This window comes from Micromonospora sp. NBC_01740 (genome assembly GCF_035920365.1).
GTDB classification, from domain to species: domain Bacteria; phylum Actinomycetota; class Actinomycetes; order Mycobacteriales; family Micromonosporaceae; genus Micromonospora; species Micromonospora reichwaldensis.
Genome location: NZ_CP109150.1, coordinates 4432010 through 4457929 on the forward strand (window position 1 = coordinate 4432010; position 25920 = coordinate 4457929).

Annotated in this window: 2 protein-coding genes; both read left to right on the forward strand. The window is 76.8% G+C overall.

Annotated features, from left to right (window positions below; genetic code table 11):
- Positions 1 to 31 precede the first annotated feature (31 nt).
- A complete protein-coding gene (locus OG989_RS19940; RefSeq protein ID WP_327028047.1) occupies positions 32 to 14647 on the forward strand; it encodes a type I polyketide synthase in 14616 nt (4871 codons plus the stop codon).
- Between the two features lie 41 nt (positions 14648 to 14688).
- Positions 14689 to 25878, forward strand: a complete 11190-nt coding sequence (locus OG989_RS19945) for a type I polyketide synthase (RefSeq protein ID WP_327028048.1) — start codon at positions 14689 to 14691, stop codon at positions 25876 to 25878.
- Positions 25879 to 25920: the final 42 nt, after the last annotated feature.

Sequence of the window (25920 nt, forward strand, 5' to 3'; positions counted from 1 at the left end):
CACACCTCGAACCCCGATACGGAGTGGCCCGATGCCCACTGAGGCAGAGTTCCTCGACTACCTCCGGCGTGCGACTGCCGACCTGCGCGACGCGCGTCGGCGGGTGCGCGAGGTGGAGGCCAAGGACCGCGAGCCGATGGCCGTCATCGGGATGGCGTGCCGGTTCCCGGGCGGCGTGTCCAGCCCGGCCGAGCTGTGGGACCTCGTCGACCGGGGCGGCGACGGGGTGGGCGACTTCCCGGCCGACCGGGGCTGGGACCTGGAGCGGCTCTTCAACGTCGACCCGGACAACCCGGGCACGTCGACCAGCAGCCAGGGCGGCTTCCTCTACGACGCGCCGCAGTTCGACCCGGGCTTCTTCGGCATCAGCCCCCGCGAGGCCCTGGCGATGGACCCCCACCAGCGGCTGCTGCTGGAGACCTCCTGGGAGGCGTTCGAGCACGCCGGCATCGACCCGCAGCGGCTGCGCGGCAGCCGGACCGGCGTCTTCGCCGGGGTGATGTACCACGACTACGCGTCGCGGGTGCTGGACCTGCCCGACGGCGTCGAGGGATACATCGGCACCGGCAACTCCGGCAGCGTGGTGTCCGGGCGGGTGGCGTACACCTTCGGGCTCGAGGGCCCGGCGGTCACGGTGGACACGGCCTGCTCGTCGTCGCTGGTCGCCGTGCACCTCGCGACGCAGGCGCTGCGCCAGCGCGACTGCGACTTCGCGCTCGCCGGCGGCGTGACGGTCATGTCCACCCCGGGCACCTTCGCCGACTTCTCCCGCCAGCGGGGCCTCGCCTCGGACGGCCGGTGCAAGTCGTTCGCCGCCGCCGCCGACGGCACCGGCTGGTCCGAGGGCGTCGGCGTGCTGCTGTTGCAGCGGCTCTCCGACGCCCGCCGCGACGGCCGGCGCATCCTCGCCGTGGTCCGGGGCAGCGCCGTCAACCAGGACGGCGCCAGCAGCGGGCTCACCGCCCCGAACGGCCCGTCGCAGGAGCGGGTGATCCGGCAGGCCCTCGCGAACGCCCGGCTGTCCCCGGCCGACGTCGACGTGGTCGAGGCGCACGGCACCGGCACCACCCTCGGCGATCCCATCGAGGCGCAGGCGCTGCTGGCCACGTACGGGCAGGACCGGGGCGAGGGCGGGCCGCTCTGGCTGGGCTCGGTCAAGTCGAACCTGGGCCACACCCAGGCCGCCGCGGGCGCCGCCGGACTGATCAAGATGATCGAGGCGATCCGGCACCGCACCATGCCCGCCACCCTGCACGTCGACGAGCCGTCCCCGCACATCGACTGGTCCGCCGGGCAGGTGTCGCTGCTGACCGAGGCACGCCCGTGGTCGGGCACCGACCGGCCGCGCCGGGCCGCCGTGTCGTCGTTCGGCATCAGCGGTACGAACGCGCACGTCATCCTGGAGGAGGCGCCCGTCGACGACGCCCCGTCCACGGACGAGGCCCCGCCCGCCGCCGACGCGCCGGTGGCGCTCCCGCTCGCCCCGGTGTTCCTCTCCGCCCGTACGCCCGAGGCGCTCGCCGGGCAGGCCGGCCGCTGGGCCGACCACCTCGCCCGCGTCGACTCCCCGCGCCCGCTGGACGTCGCGGCCTCCTCGGTCAACCGCGCGGGGCTCGAACACCGCGCGGTCGTCCTGGCGGGCGACGCGGACGACCTGCTCGCCGGGCTGCGGGCCCTCGCCGCCGGCGAGCCGACCGGCGCCGTCACCACCGGCGCGTCGGCCCCGCGCGGCCGGGTGGCCTTCCTCTTCTCGGGTCAGGGCGCGCAGCGCGCCGGCATGGGTCGCGAGCTGTACGCGGCCTTCCCGGTCTTCGCCGCCGCCCTCGACGAGGCGTGCGGGCACCTCGACCCGCTGCTGCCGCGCGCGCTGCGCGAGGTGCTGTTCGCCGGGGCGGGCACGCCCGAGGCGGAGCTGCTGGACCAGACGGTCTTCACCCAGGCGGGCCTGTTCGCCGTCGAGGTGGCCCTGTTCCGGCTCGTCGAGTCGTTCGGGGTCGCGCCGGACCTGGTGGCCGGGCACTCCATCGGCGAGATCGCGGCGGCGCACGTGGCGGGCGTGCTCTCCCTGGCCGACGCGTGCGCGCTGGTCGCCGCGCGGGGCAGGCTCATGCAGGCCCTGCCGGCGGGCGGCGGCATGCTCGCCGTGGCGGCCGACGAGGCCGCCGTGGTCGCCTCCCTCGCCGGGCTGCCCGGCCGGCTGGACGTGGCCGCCGTGAACGGCCCCGCCGCCGTGGTGGTGGCGGGCGACGTCGAGGCCCTCGACGAGGTCCAGCGGGTGTGGTCCGAGCGGGGCGTGCAGACTCGCCGGCTGCGGGTCAGCCACGCCTTCCACAGCGCGCGGATGGACCCGATGCTGGCCGAGTTCGCGGCCGTCGCCGAGGGGCTGACGTTCCGGCCGCCGACGATCCCGGTGGTGTCGAACCTGACCGGCCGCGTCGCCGACGCCGACCAGCTCTGCGACCCGGGCTACTGGGTGCGCCACGTACGCGGCACCGTGCGCTTCGCCGACGCCGTCGACTGCCTGCGCGCCGAGGAGGTCGACACATACCTGGAGGTGGGGCCGAACGGCGTCCTGACCGCCATGGCGCAGAACTGCCTCGCCGAGCGGGCGGAGGACGACACCGCGCCCCTGCTGGCCCCGGTGTCGCGCCACGACCGGCCCGAGCCGCAGGCCCTCCTGGAGGCCCTCGCGCTGCTGCACGTGCACGGCGTGACCGTCGGGTGGGCCGACCTGCTCGACCGGGCCGGCGGTCGGCACCTGGACCTGCCGACGTACGCCTTCCAGCACCAGCGCTACTGGCTGGAGCCGGCGGGCCGGTGGACGGACGTCTCCGGGGCTGGCCTCGGGGCGGCCGGGCACCCGCTGCTCGGCGCGGCCGTCTCCGTGGCCGGCGAGGACATGGTGGTGCTGACCGGCCGCCTGTCCACGTCGACGCATGCGTGGCTCGCCGACCACTCGGTCTCCGGCGTGGTGATCGTGCCGGGCGCCGCCCTGGTGGAGTTGGCGGTGCGGGCGGGCGACGAGGTGGGCGCGTCGCGGGTGCGGGAGTTGACCGTGGCCGCGCCGCTGGTGCTGCCGGAGGCCGGCGCGGTGCGGGTGCAGGTGCGCGTCGGCGCGGCCGACGACGCGGGCACCCGGTCGGTGACCGTGCACTCCCAGCCGGAGGAGACCGTCGACCCGGAGTGGATCCGGCACGCGGAGGGCGTGCTGGAGCCGGCGACGGCCGACGAGCCGGGCGTGGGGGAGTGGCCGCCGGCCGGCGCGGCCGAGGTGGACGTGGCGGGCTGGTATCCGGCGCTGGCCGAGCGCGGCCTGGCGTACGGGCCGGTGTTCCGGGGGCTGCGCCGGGTGTGGACGACCGGCGGCGACGAGGTGTTCGCCGAGGTGGCGTTGCCGGACGAGGTGGCGGGCGACGCGGCGGGCTTCGGGGTACACCCGGCGCTGCTGGACGCCGCCCTGCACCCGATCGGGCTGCTGGCCGGTGCGGAGGGTTCGGGTGGGCCGCGGGTGCCGTTCGCGTTCGAGGGTGTGCAGGTGCACGCCTCGGGCGCGCGAATGCTGCGGGTGCGGCTGTCGCGCGCGGGCTCGGCGGTGCGGCTGGTCGCGTGCGACGAGTCGGGTGCGGCCGTGGTGTCGGTGGACTCCCTGGCGCTGCGGGAACTGACCGGGGTGTCATCGTCCCCGGACGCGTCGGCCCGGTCGCTGTTCGAGGTCGCCTGGCAGGCCCAGGAGGTCACCCCGGCCGACGAGGTCTCCGGGTGGGCGCTGGTGGGCTCGCCCGCCGCTGCCGACCTGCCGTCGTACGCCGACGTCGAGGCGGTGACCGCGTCCGCCGGGCCGTCGGGCGTGACGCCGCGCCTGCTGCTGGTGCCGGCGGGCAGCCTGCGCCGATCCGACCACGCCGGGACGGACACCCGCCCGGTCCACCGTGAGGCGCACGACGAGGACGCCGACCTGCTGGCGGACGCCGCCGACAACGACCCCGACGCGGTACGCGCGGCGACGTCGCAGGTGCTGGCGACCGTCCGGTCCTGGCTGGCGGCGGACGCGCTGGCGGAGTCGCGGCTGGTGGTGGTGACCCGGGGCGCGGTGTCGGTGGGTGCGGACGACCGGGTGTCGGACCTGGGTGCTGCGGCGGTGTGGGGTCTGCTGCGTTCGGCGCAGTCGGAGCATCCGGGTCGCATCGTGTTGGCGGACGTCGACTGTGACGTGGACGCGGGGTTGCTGGGTGTGCTGGCCTCGGTGGCTGACGAGCCGGTGGCGTTCGGTGGTCAGGTCGCGGTGCGTGCGGGTGGGGTGTTCGTGCCGCGTCTGGTGCGCGCGGTCACCCCGGCGTCGGCGGAGACGCCGGTCGTGGGTGACGGCGTGGTGCTGGTGACCGGTGGTACGGGTGCGCTCGGGGCGCTGGTGGCGGAGCACCTGGTGTCGGTACACGGGGTGCGGTCGCTGGTGCTGGTGTCGCGGCGTGGCCTGGAGGCTGCGGGCGCGGGTGAGCTGTCGGAGCGGCTGACGGCGCTGGGCGCGTCGGTGCGGATTGCCGCCTGCGACGTGACGGACCGGGACCAGGTGTTCGGTCTGGTGGCCGAGGTCGCCGCCGAGGGGCGGCTGGCGGGTGTCGTACACACCGCCGGTGTCCTGGATGACGGGATCGTGGAGGGGCTGACGGCCGAGCGGCTGGCCGGGGTGTTGGCGCCGAAGGTGTCGGCGGGTTGGTTCCTGCACGAGGCGACGGCGTCGCTGGATCTCGACTTGTTCGTGGTGTTCTCGTCGGTGGCGGGGGTGCTCGGCTCGCCGGGCCAGTCGGCGTACGCGGCGGGTAACGCGTTCCTGGACGGGTTGGCGGTCCACCGGAGGCAGCTCGGGTTGCCGGCCGTGAGCCTGGCGTGGGGCATGTGGGACACCCCCGGCATGGGCGCGTCCCTCGACGAGGCGGACCGGGCGCGATCGACCCGGGGCGGCGTCACCGCGATGAGCGCCGAGACCGGGCTGCGGCTGTTCGACGCCGCCCTGACTGCCGGCCGGCCGGCCCTGGTACCGGCCGTGATCGACCTGACCGCCCTCCGGGCCGCGGCCGGCGCCGGCCTGGTGCCGCCGATGCTCCGCGCCCTGGTCGGTACGACCACGACGCGCCGCCAGGCGGGACAGGGCACCACCTGGGCGACCCGCGTCAGCGGCCTCGCCGCCGACGAGGCGCGGGCCCAGATCGACGTGCTGGTACGCGGCCTCGTCGCGCAGGTGCTCGGGCACGGCGGCGCGGAGGCCGTGCCGGCCGACCGGGCGTTCCGGGAGCTGGGCTTCGACTCGCTGACCGCCGTCGACCTGCGCAACCGCGTCAACGCGGCCACCGGCCTCCGGCTGCCCTCGACGCTGGTGTTCGACTACCCGACGCCCCAGGCGCTCGCCGCCCACGTGCACGCCGAACTGGCCGGCGCCGCCGGCGGTCCCGCCGCGTCCGGGGCGCGGGCCACGGCCGGATTCGACGAGCCGATCGCCATCGTCGGCATGGCCTGCCGCTACCCGGGCGGCGTCGAGACGCCCGACCAGCTCTGGGCGCTACTGGCCGCCGGCGGCGAGGGCATCGGGGAGTTCCCCACCGACCGCGGCTGGGACCTGGAGAGCCTGTTCGACCCCGACCCCGACCACCCCGGCACGTCGTACACGCGCCACGGCGGTTTCCTCTACGGCGCCGGCGAGTTCGATCCCGGCTTCTTCGGCATCTCGCCGCGCGAGGCCCTGGCGATGGACCCGCAGCAGCGGCTGCTGCTGGAGGCGTCGTGGGAGTCGTTCGAGTCCGCCGGTCTCGATCCGCAGCGGCTGCGGGGCAGCCGGACGGGCGTCTTCGCCGGCGTGATGTACCACGACTACGCCTCCCAGCTCATGGAGTTGGCCGACGAGGTCGAGGGCTACGTCGGCACCGGCAACTCGGGCAGCGTGCTGTCCGGCCGGGTGGCGTACACGTTCGGCCTCGAAGGCCCGGCCGTCACCGTCGACACCGCCTGTTCCTCCAGCCTCGTGGCGTTGCACCTCGCGGCGCAGGCGTTGCGCTCCGGCGAGTGCGATCTGGCGTTGGCCGGTGGCGTGACGGTGATGGCCACGCCCGGCACGTTCATCGAGTTCTCCCGGCAGCGCGGGTTGTCGCAGGACGGCCGCTGCAAGTCGTTCGCCGCCTCGGCCGACGGCACCGGCTGGTCCGAGGGCGTCGGCGTGCTGCTCGTGCAGCGGCTCTCCGACGCCCAGCGGGAAGGCCGGCGCATCCACGCCGTGCTGCGGGGCACGGCCGTGAACCAGGACGGCGCCTCGAACGGTCTGACCGCCCCGAACGGCCCGTCGCAGCAGCGCGTGATCCACCAGGCCCTCGCGAACGCCCGCCTGACCCCGGCCGACGTGGACGCCGTCGAGGCACACGGCACCGGCACCACCCTCGGCGACCCGATCGAGGCGCAGGCCCTGCTGGCCACGTACGGGCAGGAGCGTCCGCAGGACCGGCCGTTGTTGTTGGGGTCGGTGAAGTCGAACATCGGGCACACGCAGGCGGCTGCCGGTGTGGCTGGTGTGATCAAGATGGTCATGGCGATGCGGCACGGTCTGGTGCCGGCGACCCTGCACGTGGACGAGGCGTCGCCGCACGTCGACTGGACGGCCGGGGCGGTGGCCCTCGCGACGGAGCCCACCCCGTGGCCGCAGGTGGGCCGGCCGCGTCGGGCGGCGGTGTCGTCGTTCGGGATCTCCGGCACCAACGCGCACGTGATCATCGAGCAGCCGCCCGCCGAGCCGGTCGAGGCACGCGCCGCCGACCGTCCGCGCGCCGGCGTCGTACCCCTGGTGCTCTCCGCCGTGGACGCCCCGGCGCTGCGCGAACAGGCGGCCCGGCTGGGCGCGCACCTCGCGGCGCACCCGGAGCTGGCCCCGGCCGACGTCGCGCACGCCCTGGCGACCACCCGGGCCGCGTTCGGGCACCGCGCCGTCGTCCTCGGCCGCGACACCGTCGGCCTGACGCGGGCCCTGGAGTCGCTCCGCCTCGGCGAGGCCACCCCCGACACGGTCACCGGCACCGCGCTGCGCGGCGGCGACCCGGTCCTCGTCTTCCCCGGCCACGGCGACCCATGGCCCGCCACGGCCGTCGAGCTGCTGGACCGGGCGCCGGAGTTCGCCGCCTCGATCGCCGCCTGCGAAGCGGCCCTCGCACCCCACGTGGACTGGTCGCTCACCGCCGTGCTGCGCGGCGCGGACGGCGCCCCGCCCGCGACGGACACCTGGGTGACGCACCCCGTCCGGTGGGCCGTGGCGGTCTCGCTGGCCCGCTGGTGGCGCTCGCTTGGCGTCCGGCCCGCCGCCGTGGTCGGGCACGCCCACGGCGAGGTCGCGGCCGCCTGCGTGGCCGGCGCGCTGTCGCTGGAGGACGCGGCGAGGACGATCGCCCTCGGCAGCCGGGCCGACGCCGACCCGGGCGCGCTGGCCGGGACCACCCTCGGGGCGGCCGAGGTGCCGCTGTACTCGGCGGCGACCGGCGGACGGGTCGACACCGACGGCCTCGACGCCGCCCGCTGGTACCGGGGGCTGGCCGACGGCGTCGACGTCGACCCGGTCGTGCGCGCCCTGCTCGACGAGGGCCACCAGGTCCTCGTCGAGGCCGCCACCGGGCCCGTGCTCGCCGCCGGAATGCGGGAGATCGCGCAGGGCGTCGACGACGCCGTCGTGGTGGCCGCCGACGACACCGACGCCGGCGGTTGGCCCCGGATGCTGACCGTCCTCGCCGGGCTGCACGTGCACGGCGTGCCCGTGGACTGGACGGCCGTCCTGGGCGCCCGCACCGGCCCGCCGGTGGAACTGCCGACGTACGCCTTCCAGCGCCAGCGGTACTGGCCGCAGGCGCAGGTCACGACCGGCCCCGCCCTTGCCGGCCAGGACGAGGCGGACCGGCACTTCTGGGAGGCCGTGGAACGCGCCGACCCGCAGGCGTTGGCCGCCGCCATGCGGATCGACGAGACGGCGGCCCGGTCCCTCGACCCCGCGCTGCCGCTGCTCTCCTCGTGGCGCCGACGCCGCCGCGACGAGTCCACGGTGGACTCGTGGCGCTACCGGGTGACCTGGAAGCCGGTGACCGTCGCGCCGGAGGCCACCCTGTCCGGCGCCTGGCTGCTGCTGGTGCCGGCGGACGGCGCCGCGCGCCCCCTGGTCGACGGCGTCGCCCGGGCCCTCACCGAGGGCGGGGCCGAGGTCGTCCGGATCGACGTGCCGGGGACGGACCGGCAGGCGCTGGCCGAGCGGCTGGCGCGCACCGGCGCCGTCGCCGGCGTGCTCTCCCTGCTCGGCCTGGACGACGTCGCGCACCCGACCCACCCGGTGGTGCCGGCGGGACTCGCCGGCACGTACGCCCTGGTCCAGGCCCTCGGCGACGCCGGGATCACCGCCCCCCTGTGGTGCGCCACCACCGGCGCGGTCTCCACCGGCCGGGCCGACCCGCTCGACCGCCCCCGCCAGGCGATGCTCTGGGGCCTCGGCCGGGTGGTCGCCCTCGAACACCCGGACCGCTGGGGCGGCCTCGTCGACCTGCCCACCGAGCTGGACCCCCGGGACCGGGGCCGCCTCGTGGCGGTGCTGGCCGGCGTCGACGCCGAGGACCAGCTGGCGCTGCGCCCCTCCGGGGTGTTCGCCCGGCGACTGGTCCGGGCCCGCGCCGAGCGCACCGCGACGGGGGACTGGCGTCCCGCCAGCGGCGCCGTCCTGGTCACCGGCGGCCTCGGGTCGATCGGGGCCCAGGTGGCGCGCTGGCTGGCCCGCGAGGGCGTCGGCGAGCTGGTGCTGACCGGCCGCCAGGGCCCCGCCACGCCCGGCGCCGACGAGCTGGCGGACGAACTGCGCGCCGCCGGCGCCACCGTCACCGTGGCCGCCTGCGACGTCGCCGACCCCGCCGCCGTGCGGGCCCTCGTCGAGCGGCTCGCCGGGCAGGGCACCCGCATCGGGGCCGTGTTCCACACCGCTGGCGTCGCCCACGCCGCACCGGTCGCGGCCACCGACGTGGCCGACCTCGCCGACGCCCTGCGGGCCAAGGTGGCCGGCGCGGTCAACCTCGACGAGGTGTGCGGCGACGAGCTGTCGGCGTTCGTGCTCTTCTCCTCCGGCGCGGGCGTCTGGGGCGGCGGACACCAGGGCGGCTACGCCGCGGCCAACGCCTTCCTCGACGCGCTCGCCGAGGACCGGCGCCGGCGCGGCCGGGCCGCCACCGCCGTCGCCTGGGGCGCCTGGGACGGCGGCGGCATGGTCGACGCCGAGGGCGCCGCCGACCAGATGTTCCGCTCGGGCGTGCGGGCCATGCGCCCCGACCTCGCGGTCTCCGTCCTGGCCGAGGCGTTGGACCACGGCGACACCACGCTCACCGTGGCGGACATCGCCTGGGACCGGTTCCTCCAGACCTACACGCTGGCCCGCCCCCGGCCGCTGATCGCCGACGTCCCGGAGGTGGCGCGGCTGCTCGCCGCCGGGCAGCGCGACGGCGACGGGCCCGACGCGGCCTCGCCGCTGCGCGGCCGGCTGGCCGGACTCGCCGCACCGGAACGGCGCCGCGTCCTGCTCGACCTCGTCCGGGTCCACGCGGCGGCGGTGCTGCGACTGTCCTCGCCGCAGGCGCTCGCGGCGGACCGGTCGTTCCGGGAGATCGGCTTCGACTCGCTCAGCGCCGTCGAGATGCGCAACCGGCTCGCCGAGGCGGTGGGGCTGAACCTGCCGGCGACCCTGGTCTTCGACCGCCCGACGCCCGACGCCCTCGCCGAGCACCTGGCGACCCGGCTCACCGGCGACGACACCCCGGCGGCCGAGCCCGTGCGGGCCGCCACCGCGCTGGACGAGCCGATCGCCATCGTCTCGATGAGCTGCCGCTACCCCGGCGGCGTCGCCGGCCCGGAGGACCTGTGGCGACTCGTCGCCGAGGGGCGCGACGGCATCGCGGAGTTCCCGGCCGACCGGGGCTGGGACCTAGCGGCGATCTACGACCCCGATCCCGACCGGCCCGGCACCTCGTACGTGCGGGAGGGCGGCTTCCTCACCGACGCCGCCGGCTTCGACGCCGCCCTGTTCGGCATCTCCCCGCGCGAGGCGATGGTGATGGACCCGCAGCAGCGGGTGCTGCTGGAGAGCGCCTGGGAGCTGTTCGAGCGGTCCGGCACCGCGCCGGCCGACATGCGGGAGACCAACACCGGCGTCTTCGTCGGCACCAACGGCCAGGACTACGCGACGCTGCTGATGGCCGCCCGGGTCGAGACCGAGGGCTACCAGGCCACCGGCAACGTCGCCGCCGTCATCAGCGGTCGGCTGGCATACCACTTCGGGTTGCAGGGCCCGGCCGTCAGCGTCGACACCGCCTGCTCGTCGTCGCTGGTGGCGCTGCACCTGGCCTGCCAGTCCCTGCGGCAGGGCGAGTGCGACGTCGCGGTCGCCGGCGGCGTGACGGTGATGGCCACCCCCGGCCCGTTCCTGGAGTTCGCTCGGCAGCGGGGGCTGGCCCTCGACGGCCGGTGCAAGTCGTTCGCCGGGGCCGCCGACGGCACCGGCTGGGGCGAGGGCGTCGGCCTGGTGATGTTGCAGCGGCTCTCCGACGCCCAGCGCGACGGCCGCCGGATCCTGGCCGTCGTGCGCGGCTCGGCGATGAACCAGGACGGCGCCAGCAACGGGCTGACCGCCCCCAACGGACCGGCGCAGGAGCGGGTGATCAGCCAGGCGCTGGCCAACGCGCGGCTGACCGCCGCCGACGTGGACGCCGTCGACGGGCACGGCACCGGCACCCGCCTCGGCGACCCCATCGAGGCGCAGGCGCTGCTGGCCACGTACGGGCGGAACCGGCCCGCCGACCGGCCGCTGCTGCTCGGCTCGGTCAAGTCGAACATCGGCCACACCCAGGCCGCCGCCGGCGTCTCCGGCGTGATCAAGATGGTGATGGCGCTCCAGCACGACCTGCTGCCGCCCACCCTGCACGTGGACGAGCCCTCGCCGCACGTGGACTGGTCGGCGGGCGCGGTCGCGCTGCTGACCGAGGCGCAGCCGTGGCCGGAGGCGGACCGGCCGCGCCGGGCCGGCGTGTCGTCGTTCGGGGTCAGCGGCACCAACGTGCACGTCATCCTCGAGCAGGCGCCCGCCGCCGCGCCGGCCGACACCCCGACGCCCCGGCCGGCCGACGGACCGCCGGTGCTGCCCTGGGTCGTCTCGGCCGACGCCGCCAGCGGCCTGCGGGCCCAGGCGGCCCGGCTGGCCGACTGGCTGCCGGGCACCGCGACGCCCGCCGCCGACGTGGCCCGGGGACTGGCCACCGGACGCTCCCCGCTGCGGCACCGCGCGGTGCTGCTCGCCGCGGACGCCGACGCCGCCCTCGCCGGCCTGCGGGCACTCGCCGCCGGCGAGGAGCACCCCGGACTCACCCGGGGCGTCGCCGAGCCCGGCGGCGCGCTGGCGGCGCTCTTCTCCGGCCAGGGCGCCCAGCACGCCGGGATGGGCCGTCGCCTGTACGAGACGTTCCCGGTCTTCGCCGCGACGGTCGACGAGACGTGCCAGCACCTGGACGCGTACCTGCCACGGCCGCTGCGCACGGTGCTCTTCGCCGAGCCCGGCACCGCCGAGGCCGACCTGCTCGACCAGACGGCCTTCACCCAGGCCGGGCTCTTCGCCGTCGAGGTGGCGCTGTTCCGGCTGCTCGAACACTGGGGGATCCGGCCCGACTTCGTGGCCGGGCACTCCGTCGGGGAGATCAGCGCGGCCCACGTGGCCGGGGTGCTCGACCTGCCCGACGCCTGCGCGCTCGTCGGCAACCGGGGCCGGCTGATGCAGGCCCTGCCCGCCGGCGGCGGGATGCTCGCCGTCGCCGCGCCCGAGGTCGACGTGCTGCGGGCGCTGGACGGCACGTCGGGACAGGTCGCCGTCGCCGCCGTGAACGGGCCGGCCGCCGTCGTCGTCGCCGGGGCGCAGGACGCGCTGACCGAGCTGGCCGACCACTTCGCCGGCCTCGGCGTGCGTACGAAGCGGCTGCGGGTCAGCCACGCCTTCCACAGCCCGCTGATGGAGCCGATGCTCGCCGACTTCGCGGCCGTGGCGGCGAGCCTGTCGTACGCCCCGCCGACGGTGCCGCTGGTGTCGAACCTGACCGGCGCGGTCATCGACGCCGAGCAGCTCTGCACCCCCGACTACTGGGTCCGGCACGTCCGCGAGGCGGTCCGCTTCGCCGACACCGTCACCCACCTGCACGCCCACGGGGTGACCCGGTTCCTGGAGATCGGGCCGGACACCGTGCTGACCGCCCTGACCGCCGACGCGCTGCCGGCGGACGCCCCGGTCATGGTGACCGGCGTGCAGCGGCCCGGCCAGGACGAGGTGGCCACCCTGCTCGGCGCGGTGGCCCGACTGCACTGCCACGGCGTGGCCGTCCGCTGGTCGCGGCTGCTGCCCGGCGTCGGCCCCGTGGACCTGCCCACGTACGCGTTCGACCACCAGCGGTTCTGGCCGACCCTCGACGCGGCGCCGGCGCACACCCCCGCCGCCGCGCCCGACGACGTCGACTCGGCGTTCTGGCGGGCCGTGGCGTCGGGCGACGGCGACGCGCTCGCCGGGCGGCTCGGCCTCGACGCGGACCGGCCGCTGCGCGAACTGCTGCCGGACCTGGACCGGTGGCGGCGCCAGCAGCAGGAGGACACCCTCGCCGGCGGCTGGCGCTACCGGGTCACCTGGCGTCCGCAGGCCCTCGCCCCGGGTGCCGTCGACGGCACGTGGACCCTGGTCCACAGCGGCACGGACCAGCCGGTCGTCGACCGGCTCGCCGAGCTCGTCACCGCCCGGGGCGGCACCGTGCGGCAGCTCGCCGTCGACCCGGCCACGACCGACCGCACGGCGCTCGCCGCGCAGCTGGCCGGCGCCGCGCCGACCCGGATCGTGTCGCTGCTCGCCCTCGACGAGCGACCGCAGCCCGACCGGCCCGCCGTGCCGCTGGGCCTGACCGCGAACCTCGCCCTGGTGCAGGCGGTCACGGACGCCCTGCCCCCGGTGCCACTCTGGCTGCTCACCCGGCAGGCCGTCGCCACCGCCGACGGCGACCCCGTCGTCCGCCCCGCCCAGGCCACCACGTGGGGCCTCGGCCTGGTGACCGCGCTGGAACACCCCCGGCACTGGGGTGGCCTGCTGGACCTGCCCGAGACCCTGACCCCGGCCGCCGCCGAGCACGTCCTGGCGGCGCTCACCGCCGCCGGGCACGAGGACCAGCTCGCGGTGCGCGACTCCGGGACGTACCTGCGCCGGCTGGCCCGCGCGCCCCGCGCCGAGGCGGCGGCCGACTGGCAGGCGCCGGGCACCGTCCTGGTCACCGGCGGCACGGGCGCCGTCGGCCGGTACGCCGCCGCCTGGCTCGCCCGGCACGGCGCGCGGCGACTGCTGCTGGTCAGCCGGCGCGGCGCGGCGGCCCCCGGCGCGGACGAGGCGGTGGCGGAACTGGCCGCGCTGGGCGCCGAGGCCCGGGTGCTGGCCTGCGACCTGGCCGACCGGGACGCGGTCGCCGAGCTGGTCCGTGGCCTGCGCGCCGACGGCGAGACCGTGCACGCGGTGGTGCACGCCGCCGGGGTGGGCCGGCTCAACCCGGTCGCCGCGGTGACCGGGGCGGAACTCGCCGACGTCGTCTCCGGCAAGATCGCCGGCGCCCGGCACCTCGACGAGTTCCTCGACCCGGAGCCGCTCGACCTGGTCGTGCACTTCTCCTCCATCGCGGCCGTCTGGGGCGTCGGCGACCACGGCGCGTACGCCGCCGGCAACGCCTTCCTGGACGCCTGGGCGCAGTCCCGGCCGGCCGGGGGTCCCCGGCACCTCTCGGTGAACTGGGGGCCGTGGGCCGGCGGCGGCATGGTGACCGACGCGCACGCGGCGGCCATGAGCCGGCGCGGGGTGTCCCTGCTGGACCGGGAACCGGCGATGGCCGCCCTGCGCGCCGGCCTCGACGGCGACGACACCGCCCTCACCGTCGCCGACATCGACTGGGACCGCTTCGCGCCGGTGTTCGCCTCCGCCCGGCCCCGGCCGCTGATCAGCGAGATCGCCGAGGTGGCCGCCCAGGCCGCGGCGGCGCGGGCCGACGCCGAGGACGGCGACCAGGTCGCCGGCGAGCTGCGCAAGCGGCTCGGCGAGCTGTCGCAGGCCGAACAGGCGCGGCTGCTGGTGGACCTCATCCGCACCGCCGCCGGCGAGGTCATCGGCCACGACAGCCCGTACGCCGTCGAGGCCGGCCGGCCCTTCCGGGACCTCGGCTTCGACTCGCTCACCGCCGTGGAGCTGCGGGGCCGGCTGGCCCGCTCGACGGGGCTGAGCCTGCCCAGCTCGGTGGTGTTCGACTACCCGACGCCGCAGGCGCTGGCCGAGCACCTGCGGGCCGAACTGCTCAGCGAGGCCTCGGTGGAGGCCCTGCCGACGCTGGCGGAGCTGGACCAGTTGGAGAGCGCCCTCGCGCTGCGCGACCCGGACGACATCGGCCGGGTGCGGATCACGATGCGGCTGCACAGCCTGCTCGAACGGCTCGGCACCGCCGAGGAACGCCGGGAGGAGACCGCCGAGGTCGCCGACCGGCTGCGGGTGGCCAGCAACCAGGAGCTGTTCGACCTCATCGACCAGGACCTCGGGCTCTCCTGAGCCGCCCGGGGACCTGTGGTGTCACGAGAAAGCGAGATGTCATGGCGGACGAAGAGCGGCTGCGCGAATACCTGACGCGGGTCGTCGCCGAACTTCAGCAGACCCGCCAACGGCTGCGCGAGGTCACCGCCGAGGAGTCCGAGCCGGTGGCGATCGTGGCGATGAGCTGCCGCTACCCGGGCGGCATCAGCTCGCCCGAACAGCTGTGGGAGTTCGTCTCGTCCGGCGGGGACGCCATCGGCGACTTCCCCATTGACCGGGGCTGGGACCTGGAGCGGCTCTACCACGCCGACCCGGACAACGCCGGCACCTCGTACACCACCTCCGGCGGGTTCCTGCACGACGCGGGGCGCTTCGACGCCGCGCTGTTCGGCATCTCGCCGCGCGAGGCGGTCGCCATGGACCCGCAGCAGCGGCTGCTGCTGGAGACCACCTGGGAGCTGTTCGAGCGGGCCGGCATCGCCCCGCTGTCGCTGCGCGGCAGCCGCTCCGGCGTCTTCGTCGGCACCTCCGGGCAGGACTACGCCGCCGTGCTGCACCGGGCCCCCGGCGTCGAGGGGTACGTGCTGACCGGCACCGCCGCCAGCGTGGTCTCCGGCCGGCTGGCGTACACGTTCGGCCTCGAAGGCCCGTCGGTCACCGTCGACACCGCCTGCTCGTCGGCGTCGGTCGCCATCCACCTCGCCTGCCAGGCGCTGCGTCAGCGGGAGTGCGGCCTCGCCCTGGCCGGCGGCGCGACCGTGCTGGCCACCCCCGGTCCGTTCGTCGAGTTCTCCCGGCAGCGCGGCCTCGCCGCCGACGGCCGGTGCAAGTCCTTCGCCGCGTCCGCCGACGGCACCGGCTGGTCCGAGGGCGTCGGCATGCTGCTGCTGGAACGGCTCAGCGACGCCCGCCGCAACGGCCACCCGGTGCTCGGCGTCATCCGCAGCTCGGCGGTCAACTCCGACGGCGCGTCCAACGGCCTGACCGCCCCCAACGGGCCGTCCCAGCAGCGGGTCATCCGGCAGGCCCTGGCCGGCGCGAAGCTCACCCCCGACCTGGTCGACGTGGTCGAGGCGCACGGCACCGGCACCACCCTCGGCGACCCGATCGAGGCCCAGGCCCTGCTCGCCACGTACGGCCGGGAGCGCGGCGACGCCGCGCCGCTGCTGCTCGGCTCCATCAAGTCCAACATCGGCCACACCCAGGCCGCCGCCGGCATCGCCGGGGTGATCAAGATGGTGGAGGCGATGCGGCACGGCGTCGTGCCGGCCACCCTGCACGTCGACGAGCCCACCCCGCACGTGGACTGGGCCACCGGCGCGGTCACCCTGGTCACCGAGGCCACGCCGTGGCCGGCCGTGGACCGGCCGCGCCGCGCCGCCGTCTCCTCCTTCGGCATGAGCGGCACCAACACCCACCTCATCCTCGAACAGCCCGAGCCGGCCCGCGCCGAGGCCGACCGGCCGGAGCCACCCGCGCCCGCGCCGGTGCTGCTCACCGGCCGCACCCGCGCCGCGCTGCGCCACCAGGCCGGGCGCTGGTCGCGGTACGTCGCCGACGACCCGGACGTGCGCCCGGCCGACGTCGCCTGGACCTCGGTGGTCTCCCGCTCGCCCCTGGAACACCGGGCGGTCGTCCTCGCCGACGACCGCGATGGCCTGCTCGCCGCCCTGCACGCCCTCGCCGACGACCGGCCCGCCCCCGGCCTGGTCACCGGTGCCGCCGCCGAACGCGGCGGGGTCGCGTTCCTCTTCTCCGGCCAGGGCGCCCAGCGCGCCGGCGCCGGCCGGGAGCTGTACGAGACATACCCCGTCTTCGCGGAGGCGCTCGACGAGGTCTGCGCCCACCTCGACCACCGGCTGCCCCGGCCGCTGAAGCCGCTGCTGCACGCCGAACCCGGCACCGACGAGGCGGCGCTGCTCGACCAGACCGTCTTCACCCAGGCCGCGCTCTTCGCCGTCGAGGTGGCGCTGCACCGGCTGCTCGGCTCCTGGGGCCTGGCCCCGGACATGGTCGCCGGGCACTCCGTCGGCGAGCTGACCGCCGCCCACGTCGCCGGCGTGCTCACCCTCGACGACGCCTGCGCCCTCGTCGCCGCCCGGGGCCGGCTCATGCAGGCCCTGCCCGCCGGCGGCGCGATGCTCGCCGTCGCCGCCGACGAGGCCCGGGTCGCCGAGTCGATCGCCGCGCTGACCGACCGGGTCGCCGTCGCGGCCGTCAACGCCCCCGGCGCCGTCGTCGTCTCCGGCGACGGCGCGGCCATCGACGAGCTGGCCGACCTCTGGACCGGCCGGGGGGTGAAGGTGCGGCGGCTGCGGGTCAGCCACGCCTTCCACAGCCCGCTGATGGAGCCGATGCTCGCCGAGTTCGCCGCCGTCGCCGCCGGCCTCGACCTGCGCGCCCCCACCCTGCCGGTGGTGTCCAACCTGACCGGCGAGCTGGCCGACCCGGCGCAGCTCACCGACCCGAACTACTGGGTGCGCCACGTCCGGGAGGCGGTCCGCTTCGCCGACGGCGTACGCACCCTGCGCGCCCACGGCGTCGGCACCTTCGTGGAGGTCGGCCCCGACGCCGTTCTCACCGCCGGCATCCAGGAGACCCTCGCCGAGGCCGAAGCCGGCGACGCCGCCCCCGCCGTGGTGGTGCCGGTGCTGCGCCGGGACCGCCCGGACCGTCGCGCCCTGCTCGCCGCCCTCGCCCAGCTCCACGTCGCCGGCACCCCGGTGCGCTGGGCGGACCTCCTCGCCGACCGGCCCGGCCGGCTCGTCGGCCTGCCCACCTACCCGTTCGAGCGGCAGCACTACTGGGTGCCGGCCGAGGCGCCCGCCGACGAGGCCACCGCCGGCGGAGCCGGCGCGCTCGACCGGCGGTTCTGGGCGGCCGTCGAACGCGCCGACCTCGACGCGCTGCGCGACACCCTCGCCGTCACCGACACCGCCGCCGCCGAGTCGCTGCGTACCCTGCTGCCCGTCCTCGCCGACTGGCGGCGGCAGCGGCAGGAACACTCGGTGCTCGACGGCTGGCGGTACCGGGCCGACTGGCAGGTGACCGGCGAACCCGCCCCCGCCCGGCTGGCCGGCACCTGGTTGCTGGCGCTGCCCGCCGGCGGCGCCGACGACCCGGCGGTGCAGACCGTCCGGGCCGCGCTGACCGACGCCGGCGCCGACGTGCTGCCGCTGACCGTGGAGCCGGACGCCGACCGGGCCGGCCTCGCGGCGTCCCTCGCCGGCACCGACCCCGCCGGCGTCGTCTCCCTGCTCGCCGCCGAGCCGCCCGCCGCCGACAGCACCGTCCTGCCCGGCCTGGCCGCCACCCTCGCGCTCGTGCAGGCGCTCGGCGACGCCGACCTGGCCGCGCCGCTGTGGCTGGTCACCCGGGGCGCGGTCGCCGCCGCCTCGTACGACCGGCTCACCGACCCGGCGCAGGCCGCCGTCTGGGGCCTCGGCCGGGTGGTCGGCGTCGAGGCCCCGCACCGCTGGGGCGGCCTGGTCGACCTGCCGCCGGAGCCCGACGACCGGGCCGCCACCCGGCTCGCCGCGATCCTCACCGGATCGACCGGCGAGGACCAGCTCGCGGTACGCGGCCCCGGCGTCTTCGCCCGCCGCCTCGTGCGCGCCGCCCTCGGCGACCGCCCGCCGGCGCGCCGGTTCACGCCCACCGGCACCGCACTGATCACCGGCGGCACCGGCGGACTCGGCGCCCGCGCCGCCCGCTGGCTCGCCGCCGCCGGAGCCGAGCACGTCGTGCTGGTCAGCCGGCGCGGACCCGACGCCCCCGGCGCCGCCGAGCTGGAGGCCGAGCTGACCGGCCTCGGGGCCCGGGTCACCGTCGCCGCCTGCGACATCGCCGACCGGGCCGCCCTTGCCGACCTGCTCGACCGGGTCGAGGCCGACGGCCCGCCCGTGCGCACCGTCCTGCACACCGCCGGCATCGCGCAGGCCACCCCGCTGGCGGAGGTCACCCCCGCCGAGCTGGCCGAGGTGACCGTCGGCAAGACCGCCGGCGCCGCCCACCTCGCCGACCTCCTCGCCGACCGGGAACTGGACGCCTTCGTCGTCTACTCGTCCATCGCCGCCACCTGGGGCAGCGGCGGGCAGGCCGGGTACGCGGCCGGCAACGCCTACCTCGACGCGCTGGTGCAGCGGCGGCGGGCCGAGGGCCGGGCCGGCACCGCCATCGCCTGGGGACCGTGGTCCGACGGCGGCATGCACGCGGCGGACGCCGAGCGCAACCTGCGCCGCCGGGGCCTGCCCGCCATGGACCCGACCGTCGCCATGGGCGCGTTGCAACAGGCCCTCGACCACGACGACGTCACCGTGACGGTGGCCGACGTGGACTGGGCCCGGTTCGCCCCCGCGTACGCCTCCGCCCGCCGCCGGCCACTGCTGGAGGGCGTACCGGAGGCGCGGGCCGCCCTCGACGGCGGCGTCGCGGTCGACGACGGCGACGAGGGCCCGGCGGCGACCCTGCGCCGGCGGCTCGCCGGGCTGGCCCCGGCCCGCCGCGAGGAGGCCGTCGCCGACCTGGTCCGGGAACTCGCCGCCGACGTGCTCGGCCACGACGGCGGGGCGGCGGCCATCCCGGCGACCACCGCGTTCCGGGACCTCGGCTTCGACTCGCTGACCGCGGTGGAGCTGCGCAACCGGCTCGTCGCCGCCACCGGGCAGGCGCTGCCCACCACCCTGGTCTTCGACCACCCCACCCCGGTCGTGCTGGCCCGGCTCCTGCTCACCGGCCTCTTCGGCACCGACGCCGACGCCGGGCCGGCCCCCGTCGCCGCCCCGGCCGCCGTCGACGACGACGAACCGGTGGCCATCGTCGCCATGGCCTGCCGCTACCCCGGGGGCGTCGACGACCCCGAGCGGCTGTGGCGCCTCGTCGCGGACGGCATGGACGCCATCGGCGACTTCCCGACCGACCGGGGCTGGGACCTCGACCGGCTCTACGACCCCGACCCGGCCAACCCCGGCACCACCTACACCGACAAGGGCGGCTTCCTCGACGGGGCGGCGGAGTTCGACCCGGGCTTCTTCGGGATCTCGCCGCGCGAGGCGGCGGCCATGGACCCGCAGCAGCGGTTGCTGCTGGAGGTCTCGTGGGAGGCGGTCGAGCGGGCAGGGGTTGAGCCTGGGGTCCTACGGGGTTCGCGAACAGGGGTGTTCGTGGGCACGAATGGTCAGGACTATGGGGCCCTGCTCATGGCTGCGGGGGAGCAGGCCGAAGGGTTCGGGGCCACGGGCAACGCCGCCAGTGTGGTGTCGGGTCGGGTGGCGTACGCGTTGGGGTTGGAGGGGCCGGCGGTGTCGGTGGACACGGCGTGTTCGTCGTCGTTGGTGGCGTTGCACCTGGCGGTGCAGTCGCTGCGGCGCGGCGAGTGCGACATGGCCCTCGCCGGCGGCGTCACGGTCATGGCCACCCCCGGCACCTTCTTCGAGTTCTCCCGGCAGCGTGGGCTGGCCGCCGACGGCCGGTGCAAGGCGTTCGCGGCGGCTGCGGACGGCACCGGCTGGGGCGAGGGCGTCGGCATGCTGCTGGTCGAGCGGCTGTCGGACGCCCGGCGCAACGGCCACCGCGTCCTGGCGATCGTGCGGGGCAGTGCCGTCAACCAGGACGGTGCCTCCAACGGGTTGACGGCGCCGAACGGCCCGTCGCAGCAGCGGGTGATCCGGCAGGCCCTCGCGGGTGCCCGGCTGGGCACCGCCGACGTGGACGTGGTCGAGGCGCACGGCACGGGCACGACGCTGGGCGACCCGATCGAGGCGCAGGCGCTGCTGGCCACGTACGGGCAGGGCCGCGAGGGGCACGAGCCGCTGCTGCTCGGCTCGATCAAGTCGAACCTCGGCCACACCCAGGCCGCCTCGGGCGTGGCGGGTGTGATCAAGATGGTGCTGGCGATGCGCGAGGGCGTGGTCCCCGCGACGCTGCACGTGGACGAGCCGTCCCCGCACATCGACTGGAACTCCGGCGCCGTCGAGTTGGCGATCGAGTCGCGCCCGTGGCCGGCGGTGGAGCGGCCGCGCCGGGCGGCGGTGTCCTCGTTCGGCATGTCCGGCACGAACGCCCACGTGATCATCGAGCAGGCCGACGAGCCGGAGGCTGTCGCCCCCGCCGTGGCCGGCCCCGGACTGGTGGCGTCGGGCGTCGTGGCGTGGCCGGTGTCGGCGCGGTCGAAGGCCGCACTGGCGGGCCAGGCGGCCCGGCTGGCGCAGTACGTGCGTGAGCGCGGCGAGGTCGATGCGGCGGCGGTGGGCTGGTCCCTCGCCGCCACCCGGTCGGTGTTCGACCAGCGGGCCGCCGTCGTCGGGTCGAGCCTGGAGGAGCTGCTGGCGGGGCTGGACGCGCTGGTGTCGGGGGCGCCGGCTGGCAACGTCGTCGCCGGCGCCGCCACGCCCCACGGTGCGGGTCCGGTGTTCGTGTTCCCGGGTCAGGGTGCGCAGTCGGCGCGGATGGCGGCCGGTCTGGTGGGCCGTACGCCGGTGTTCGATGCGCGGCTGGCGGAGTGTCAGCGGGCCCTCGCCCCGTACCTGGACGTGGACCTGATCTCGGTGCTCACCGGTGAGGACGAGTCGTGGTTGGCGCGGGTCGAGGTCGTGCAGCCGGTGCTGTGGGCTGTCGGCATGGCGCTCGCCGCCGTGTGGCAGCACGCCGGGGTCACCCCGGCGGCGGTGGTCGGTCACTCGCAGGGTGAGATCGGTGCGGCGTGCGTGGCCGGGATCCTCAGCATCGAGGACGCGGCGAAGGCCGTGGCGCTGCGGTCGCGGGCGCTGACCGTGCTGCGGGGCACCGGCACCATGGCCTCGGTCGACCTCTCCGCAGAGGCGGTCGCGGAGCGGCTCGGGGAGTTCCCCGGCGTGGGTGTCGCGGCGGTCAACGGCCCGTCCACGGTCGTGGTGTCGGGTCCGCCGCAGCCGGTTGCCGACCTGGTGGAAGCGTGCCAGGCCGACGGGGTGCGCGCCCGACTGATCCCCGTGGACTACGCGTCGCACTCGGCGGCGGTGCAGGAGGTCGCCGAGCGGTTGCGCGCCGACCTGGCCGACGTGGCCCCGCAGCCGGGCCACACCCGGCTCGTCTCCACGCTGACGGGGGACTGGGTGGACCCGGCGTCGATGACGGCCGGCTACTGGTACGACAACCTGCGGCAGACCGTCCAGTTCGACGCCGCCGTCCGGGTGGCGGTCGCCGCCGGGCACACCACGTTCGTCGAGATCTCCCCGCACCCGGTGCTGACGATGCCGGTCACGGCCATTCTCGATGACGCCGGTGCGAGCGGGCACACGCTGGGCAGCCTGCGTCGCGGTGACGACGACGCGACGCGGCTGCTGACGAACCTCGCCACCGCCCACACGATCGGCCTGCCCGTCGACCTGACGGCCGTGCTGGCCCGCACCGACGCCGTCGCGCTGCCCACGTACGCCTTCGCGCACGGACGCTTCTGGCTGGACGCCCCCGCGCACCGGGTACGCGACGTCGGCTCCGCCGGCCTCCAGGACACCGACCACCCGCTGCTCAGCGCGGCCGTACCCGTCGCCGACGACCAGACGGTGGTGCTGACCGGGCGGCTGTCGGTGCGTACCCACCCGTGGCTCGCCGACCACGCCGTCGGCGGGGCGGTCATCGTCCCCGGCACCGGCGTGGTCGACATGGTGGTCCGGGCCGGCGACGAGGTCGACGCCGGCCAGGTGGGCGACCTGACGCTGATCAACCCGCTGGTGCTCCCGCCGGCCGGCGCGGTGCAGGTGCAGGTACGCGTGGGCCCGCCCGGCGACGCCGGCGAGCGGAGCGTCACCGTGCACTCCCGCCCCGAGGAGGACGCCGACGCCGAGTGGACCCGGCACGCCGAGGGCCTGCTGCTGCCGCACCTGCCCGCCCCGACGGCCGTAGCGGGGCAGTGGCCGCCGGCCGACGCCGTCGAGGTCGACGCCGACCTGGACGCCTGGTACGCGCAGATGGCCGAGGGCGGCCTCGGCTACGGCCCCGCCTTCCGTGGCCTGCGCCGGGTGTGGCGCGGCGACGGCGAGGTCTACGCCGAGGTGGCCCTGCCCGAGGAGGCGACCGCCGACGCGTCCCGCTTCGGCCTGCACCCGGCCCTGTTCGACGCGGCCCTCCAGGCCAGCGGGATCACCGCCCTGCTCGGCGACGCGGCGGACACCTCCGGGGCGGGCTGGATGCCGTTCGCCTTCCGCTCGGTCGCCCTGCACGCCCACGGCGCCACCCGGCTGCGGGCGCGGCTGCGGTCGCTCGGCCCGGACACCGTCGCGGTCACCCTCGCCGACACCGCCGGCCAGCCGGTCGCCACCGTCGAGTCGCTGACGTTCCGCCCGGTCGCCGCGGGCCGGGCCGACGAGGCCGCCGCCCTGCGCCGCACCTCGGTGTTCCACCTGGACTGGACGCCGCTGACGGGCACCGACGCGGCGGCCGGGGAGGCCCGCTGGGCGCTGCTCGGCGACGACACCCTCGGCCTCGCCGACGCGCTCGCCGCCGCCGGGCACCCGGTGCGGACCCACGCCGACCTGGCAACGCTGGTCGCGGCGGTCGAGGAGTCCGGGGACGTACCCGATGTGGTGCTGGATCTGCGCTCCGGCGCGGAGACGGACCCGCAGCGGGCCGGCGCGGCCGCGCACGACGCGGCCCGCGACGCGCTCGCGCTGGTGCAGCAGTGGTTGGGCGAGCCCCGGCTGGAGCGGTCCCGGCTGGTGCTGCACACCCGGGGCGCGGTCGGCGCGGCCCCGGGCGAGGCCCCCCGCGACCTGGCCCGGGCGAGCCTGTGGGGGTTGGTGCGTTCGGCGCAGTCCGAGCACCCCGGCCGGTTCACGCTGCTCGACACCGACGACGCCGCCGCCTCCCGGGCGGCCGTCCCGGCGGCCGTCGCCTCCGGCGAGCCGCAGCTCGCGCTGCGCGACGGCGTGCCGCTGGTGCCCCGACTGGCCCGGGCCCGCGACGCCGGGGTGCTGCCGCTGCCCGCCGACGAGGTGCCGTGGCGCCTCGACGTCACCGAGAAGGGCACGCTGGAGAACCTGGCCCTGCTGCCCGGCCCCGAGGTTTCCGGGGAACTGCCGGCGGGCCACGTCCTGGTGGGGATGCGCGCCTCCGGGCTGAACTTCCGCGACGTGGTGCTGGCCCTCGGCATGGTCCCCGACCAGGAGGTGCTGGGCAACGAGGGCGCCGGCGTGGTGCTCGGCGTCGGGCCGGGGGTCACCGACCTCGCCCCCGGCGACCGGGTGATGGGCATCTTCTCCGGCTCGTTCTCCTCGGCGGCGGTCACCGACCGCCGGCTGCTCACCCGCATCCCCGACGGCTGGTCCTACACCGACGCCGCCGCCGTGCCCGTGGTCTTCCTGACCGCCTGGTACGGCCTGGTGGAGCTGGCCCGGCTGCGCGCCGGGGAGTCCGTGCTCGTCCACGCGGCGGCCGGCGGCGTCGGCATGGCCGCCGTGCAGATCGCCCGCCACCTCGGCGCGGAGGTCTACGGCACGGCCAGCCCCGGTAAGTGGCCGGCGCTGCGCGCCACCGGCTTCGACGACGCGCACCTCGCCTCCTCCCGCAGCCTCGACTTCGCCGGGGAGTTCCGCGACCGCACCGGCGGGCGGGGCGTCGACGTGGTGCTCAACGCGCTCAGCGGCGAGTACGTCGACGCGTCGCTGCGGCTGCTCGCCGACGGCGGCCGGTTCGTCGAGATGGGCAAGACCGACAAGCGGGACCCGCAGCGGGTCGCCGCCGACCACCCCGGAGTCAGCTACCAGGTCTTCGACCTCATCGAGGCCGGCCCGGAGAAGATCGGCGCGATGCTGGCCGAGCTGATGGCGCTCTTCGCCGCCGGTGCGCTGCGGCCCCTGCCCCGGCGCACCTGGGACGTCCGGCGTGCCCCCGAGGCGTTCCGCTTCCTCAGTCAGGCCCGGCACGTCGGCAAGCTCGCCCTGAGCGTCCCGCAGGTGCCCCGGCTCGACGGCACGGTCCTGGTCTCCGGGGCGACCGGCACCCTCGGGGCGCTGCTCTGCCGGCACCTGGTCACCGCGCACGACGCCCGGCAACTGCTCCTGGTCAGCCGGCGCGGCCCGGACGCCGAGGGCGCCGACGAGCTGCTCGCCGACCTCAAGGCGCTCGGCGCGGACGTGTCGATCGTCGCCGCCGACCTGGCCGACCCGGACGCCGTGGCGGACGTGCTCTCCATGGTGGACCGGCGGCACCCGCTGCGCGCCGTCGTGCACGCCGCCGGCGTCCTCGACGACGCGACCGTCGAGTCGCTCACCCCCGACCGCCTCGACGCGGTGCTGCGGCCCAAGGTCGACGTGGCCTGGAACCTGCACCGGGCGACCCTCGGTCACGAGCTGAGCGCGTTCGTGCTCTTCTCCGCCGCTGCCGGCGTGTTCGGCGGCCCCGGCCAGGGCAACTACGCCGCCGGCAACGCGTTCCTCGACGCCCTCGCCGAGCACCGGCGGGCCCTCGGCCTGCCGGCCGTCGCGCTGGCCTGGGGCCGCTGGGCGCAGGCCAGCGGCATGACCGGGCACCTCGACTCGGCCGACATCCGCCGGCTCGACCGGGGTGGCATGGCCGCGCTGTCCAACGAGGAGGGCCTCGCCCTGTTCGACGCGGCCTGGCGCTCCGAGCGGGCGACGCTGATGCCCGCGAAGATCATCACTGGGGTGGCCGCGCCCGGTGCGCCCGTGCACCCGCTGCTGGCGAACCTGGTCCGCGCCGCCGGCCGCCGGGCCGCGGCCGGTGAGGCCGCCGACGGGCAGGCGTACGCCGAGACGCTGCGCGCCCTGCCCGCCGACAAGCGGGTACGCGCCCTGCGCGACCTGGTGCTGGCGCACGTGGCGGTCGTCCTCGGCCACGGCGACCCGGCCGGCATCGAGCCGACCCGGGCGTTCCGGGAACTCGGCTTCGACTCGCTCACCGCCGTCGAGCTGCGCAACCGGCTCGGCGCGGCCACCGGGCTGCGGCTGCCGGCGACGCTGGTCTTCGACAACCCGACGCCCGAGGCGCTCGCCACCCACCTGGCCGGTCAGTTCGCCCCGGCGACCCCGGCGGGCGAGGCGTCGACGGCCGGCCGGGAACTGGACCGGCTGGAGGCGGCGCTCGTCGGGCTCGACCCGACCGACGACGAGTTCCGCAAGATCACCGACCGGCTGCACGGCCTGCTGGGCCGGCTGACCGAGCGGCAGGCGGACGCGGACGGCGACGACGACCTGGAGTCGGCCACCGCCGAGAACATCTTCGACCTGATCGACCGCGAGCTGGAGACGTCGTGACCACCAGCCGCAACGACATCAGCCGCAACGACATCGGCATGC

Bases quoted from the DNA above. Each gene is read 5' to 3' on its own strand.
- OG989_RS19940 (WP_327028047.1), top strand. From the start codon at position 32: ATGCCCACTGAGGCAGAGTTCCTCGACTACCTCCGGCGTGCGACTGCC.
- OG989_RS19945 (WP_327028048.1), top strand. From the start codon at position 14,689: ATGGCGGACGAAGAGCGGCTGCGCGAATACCTGACGCGGGTCGTCGCC.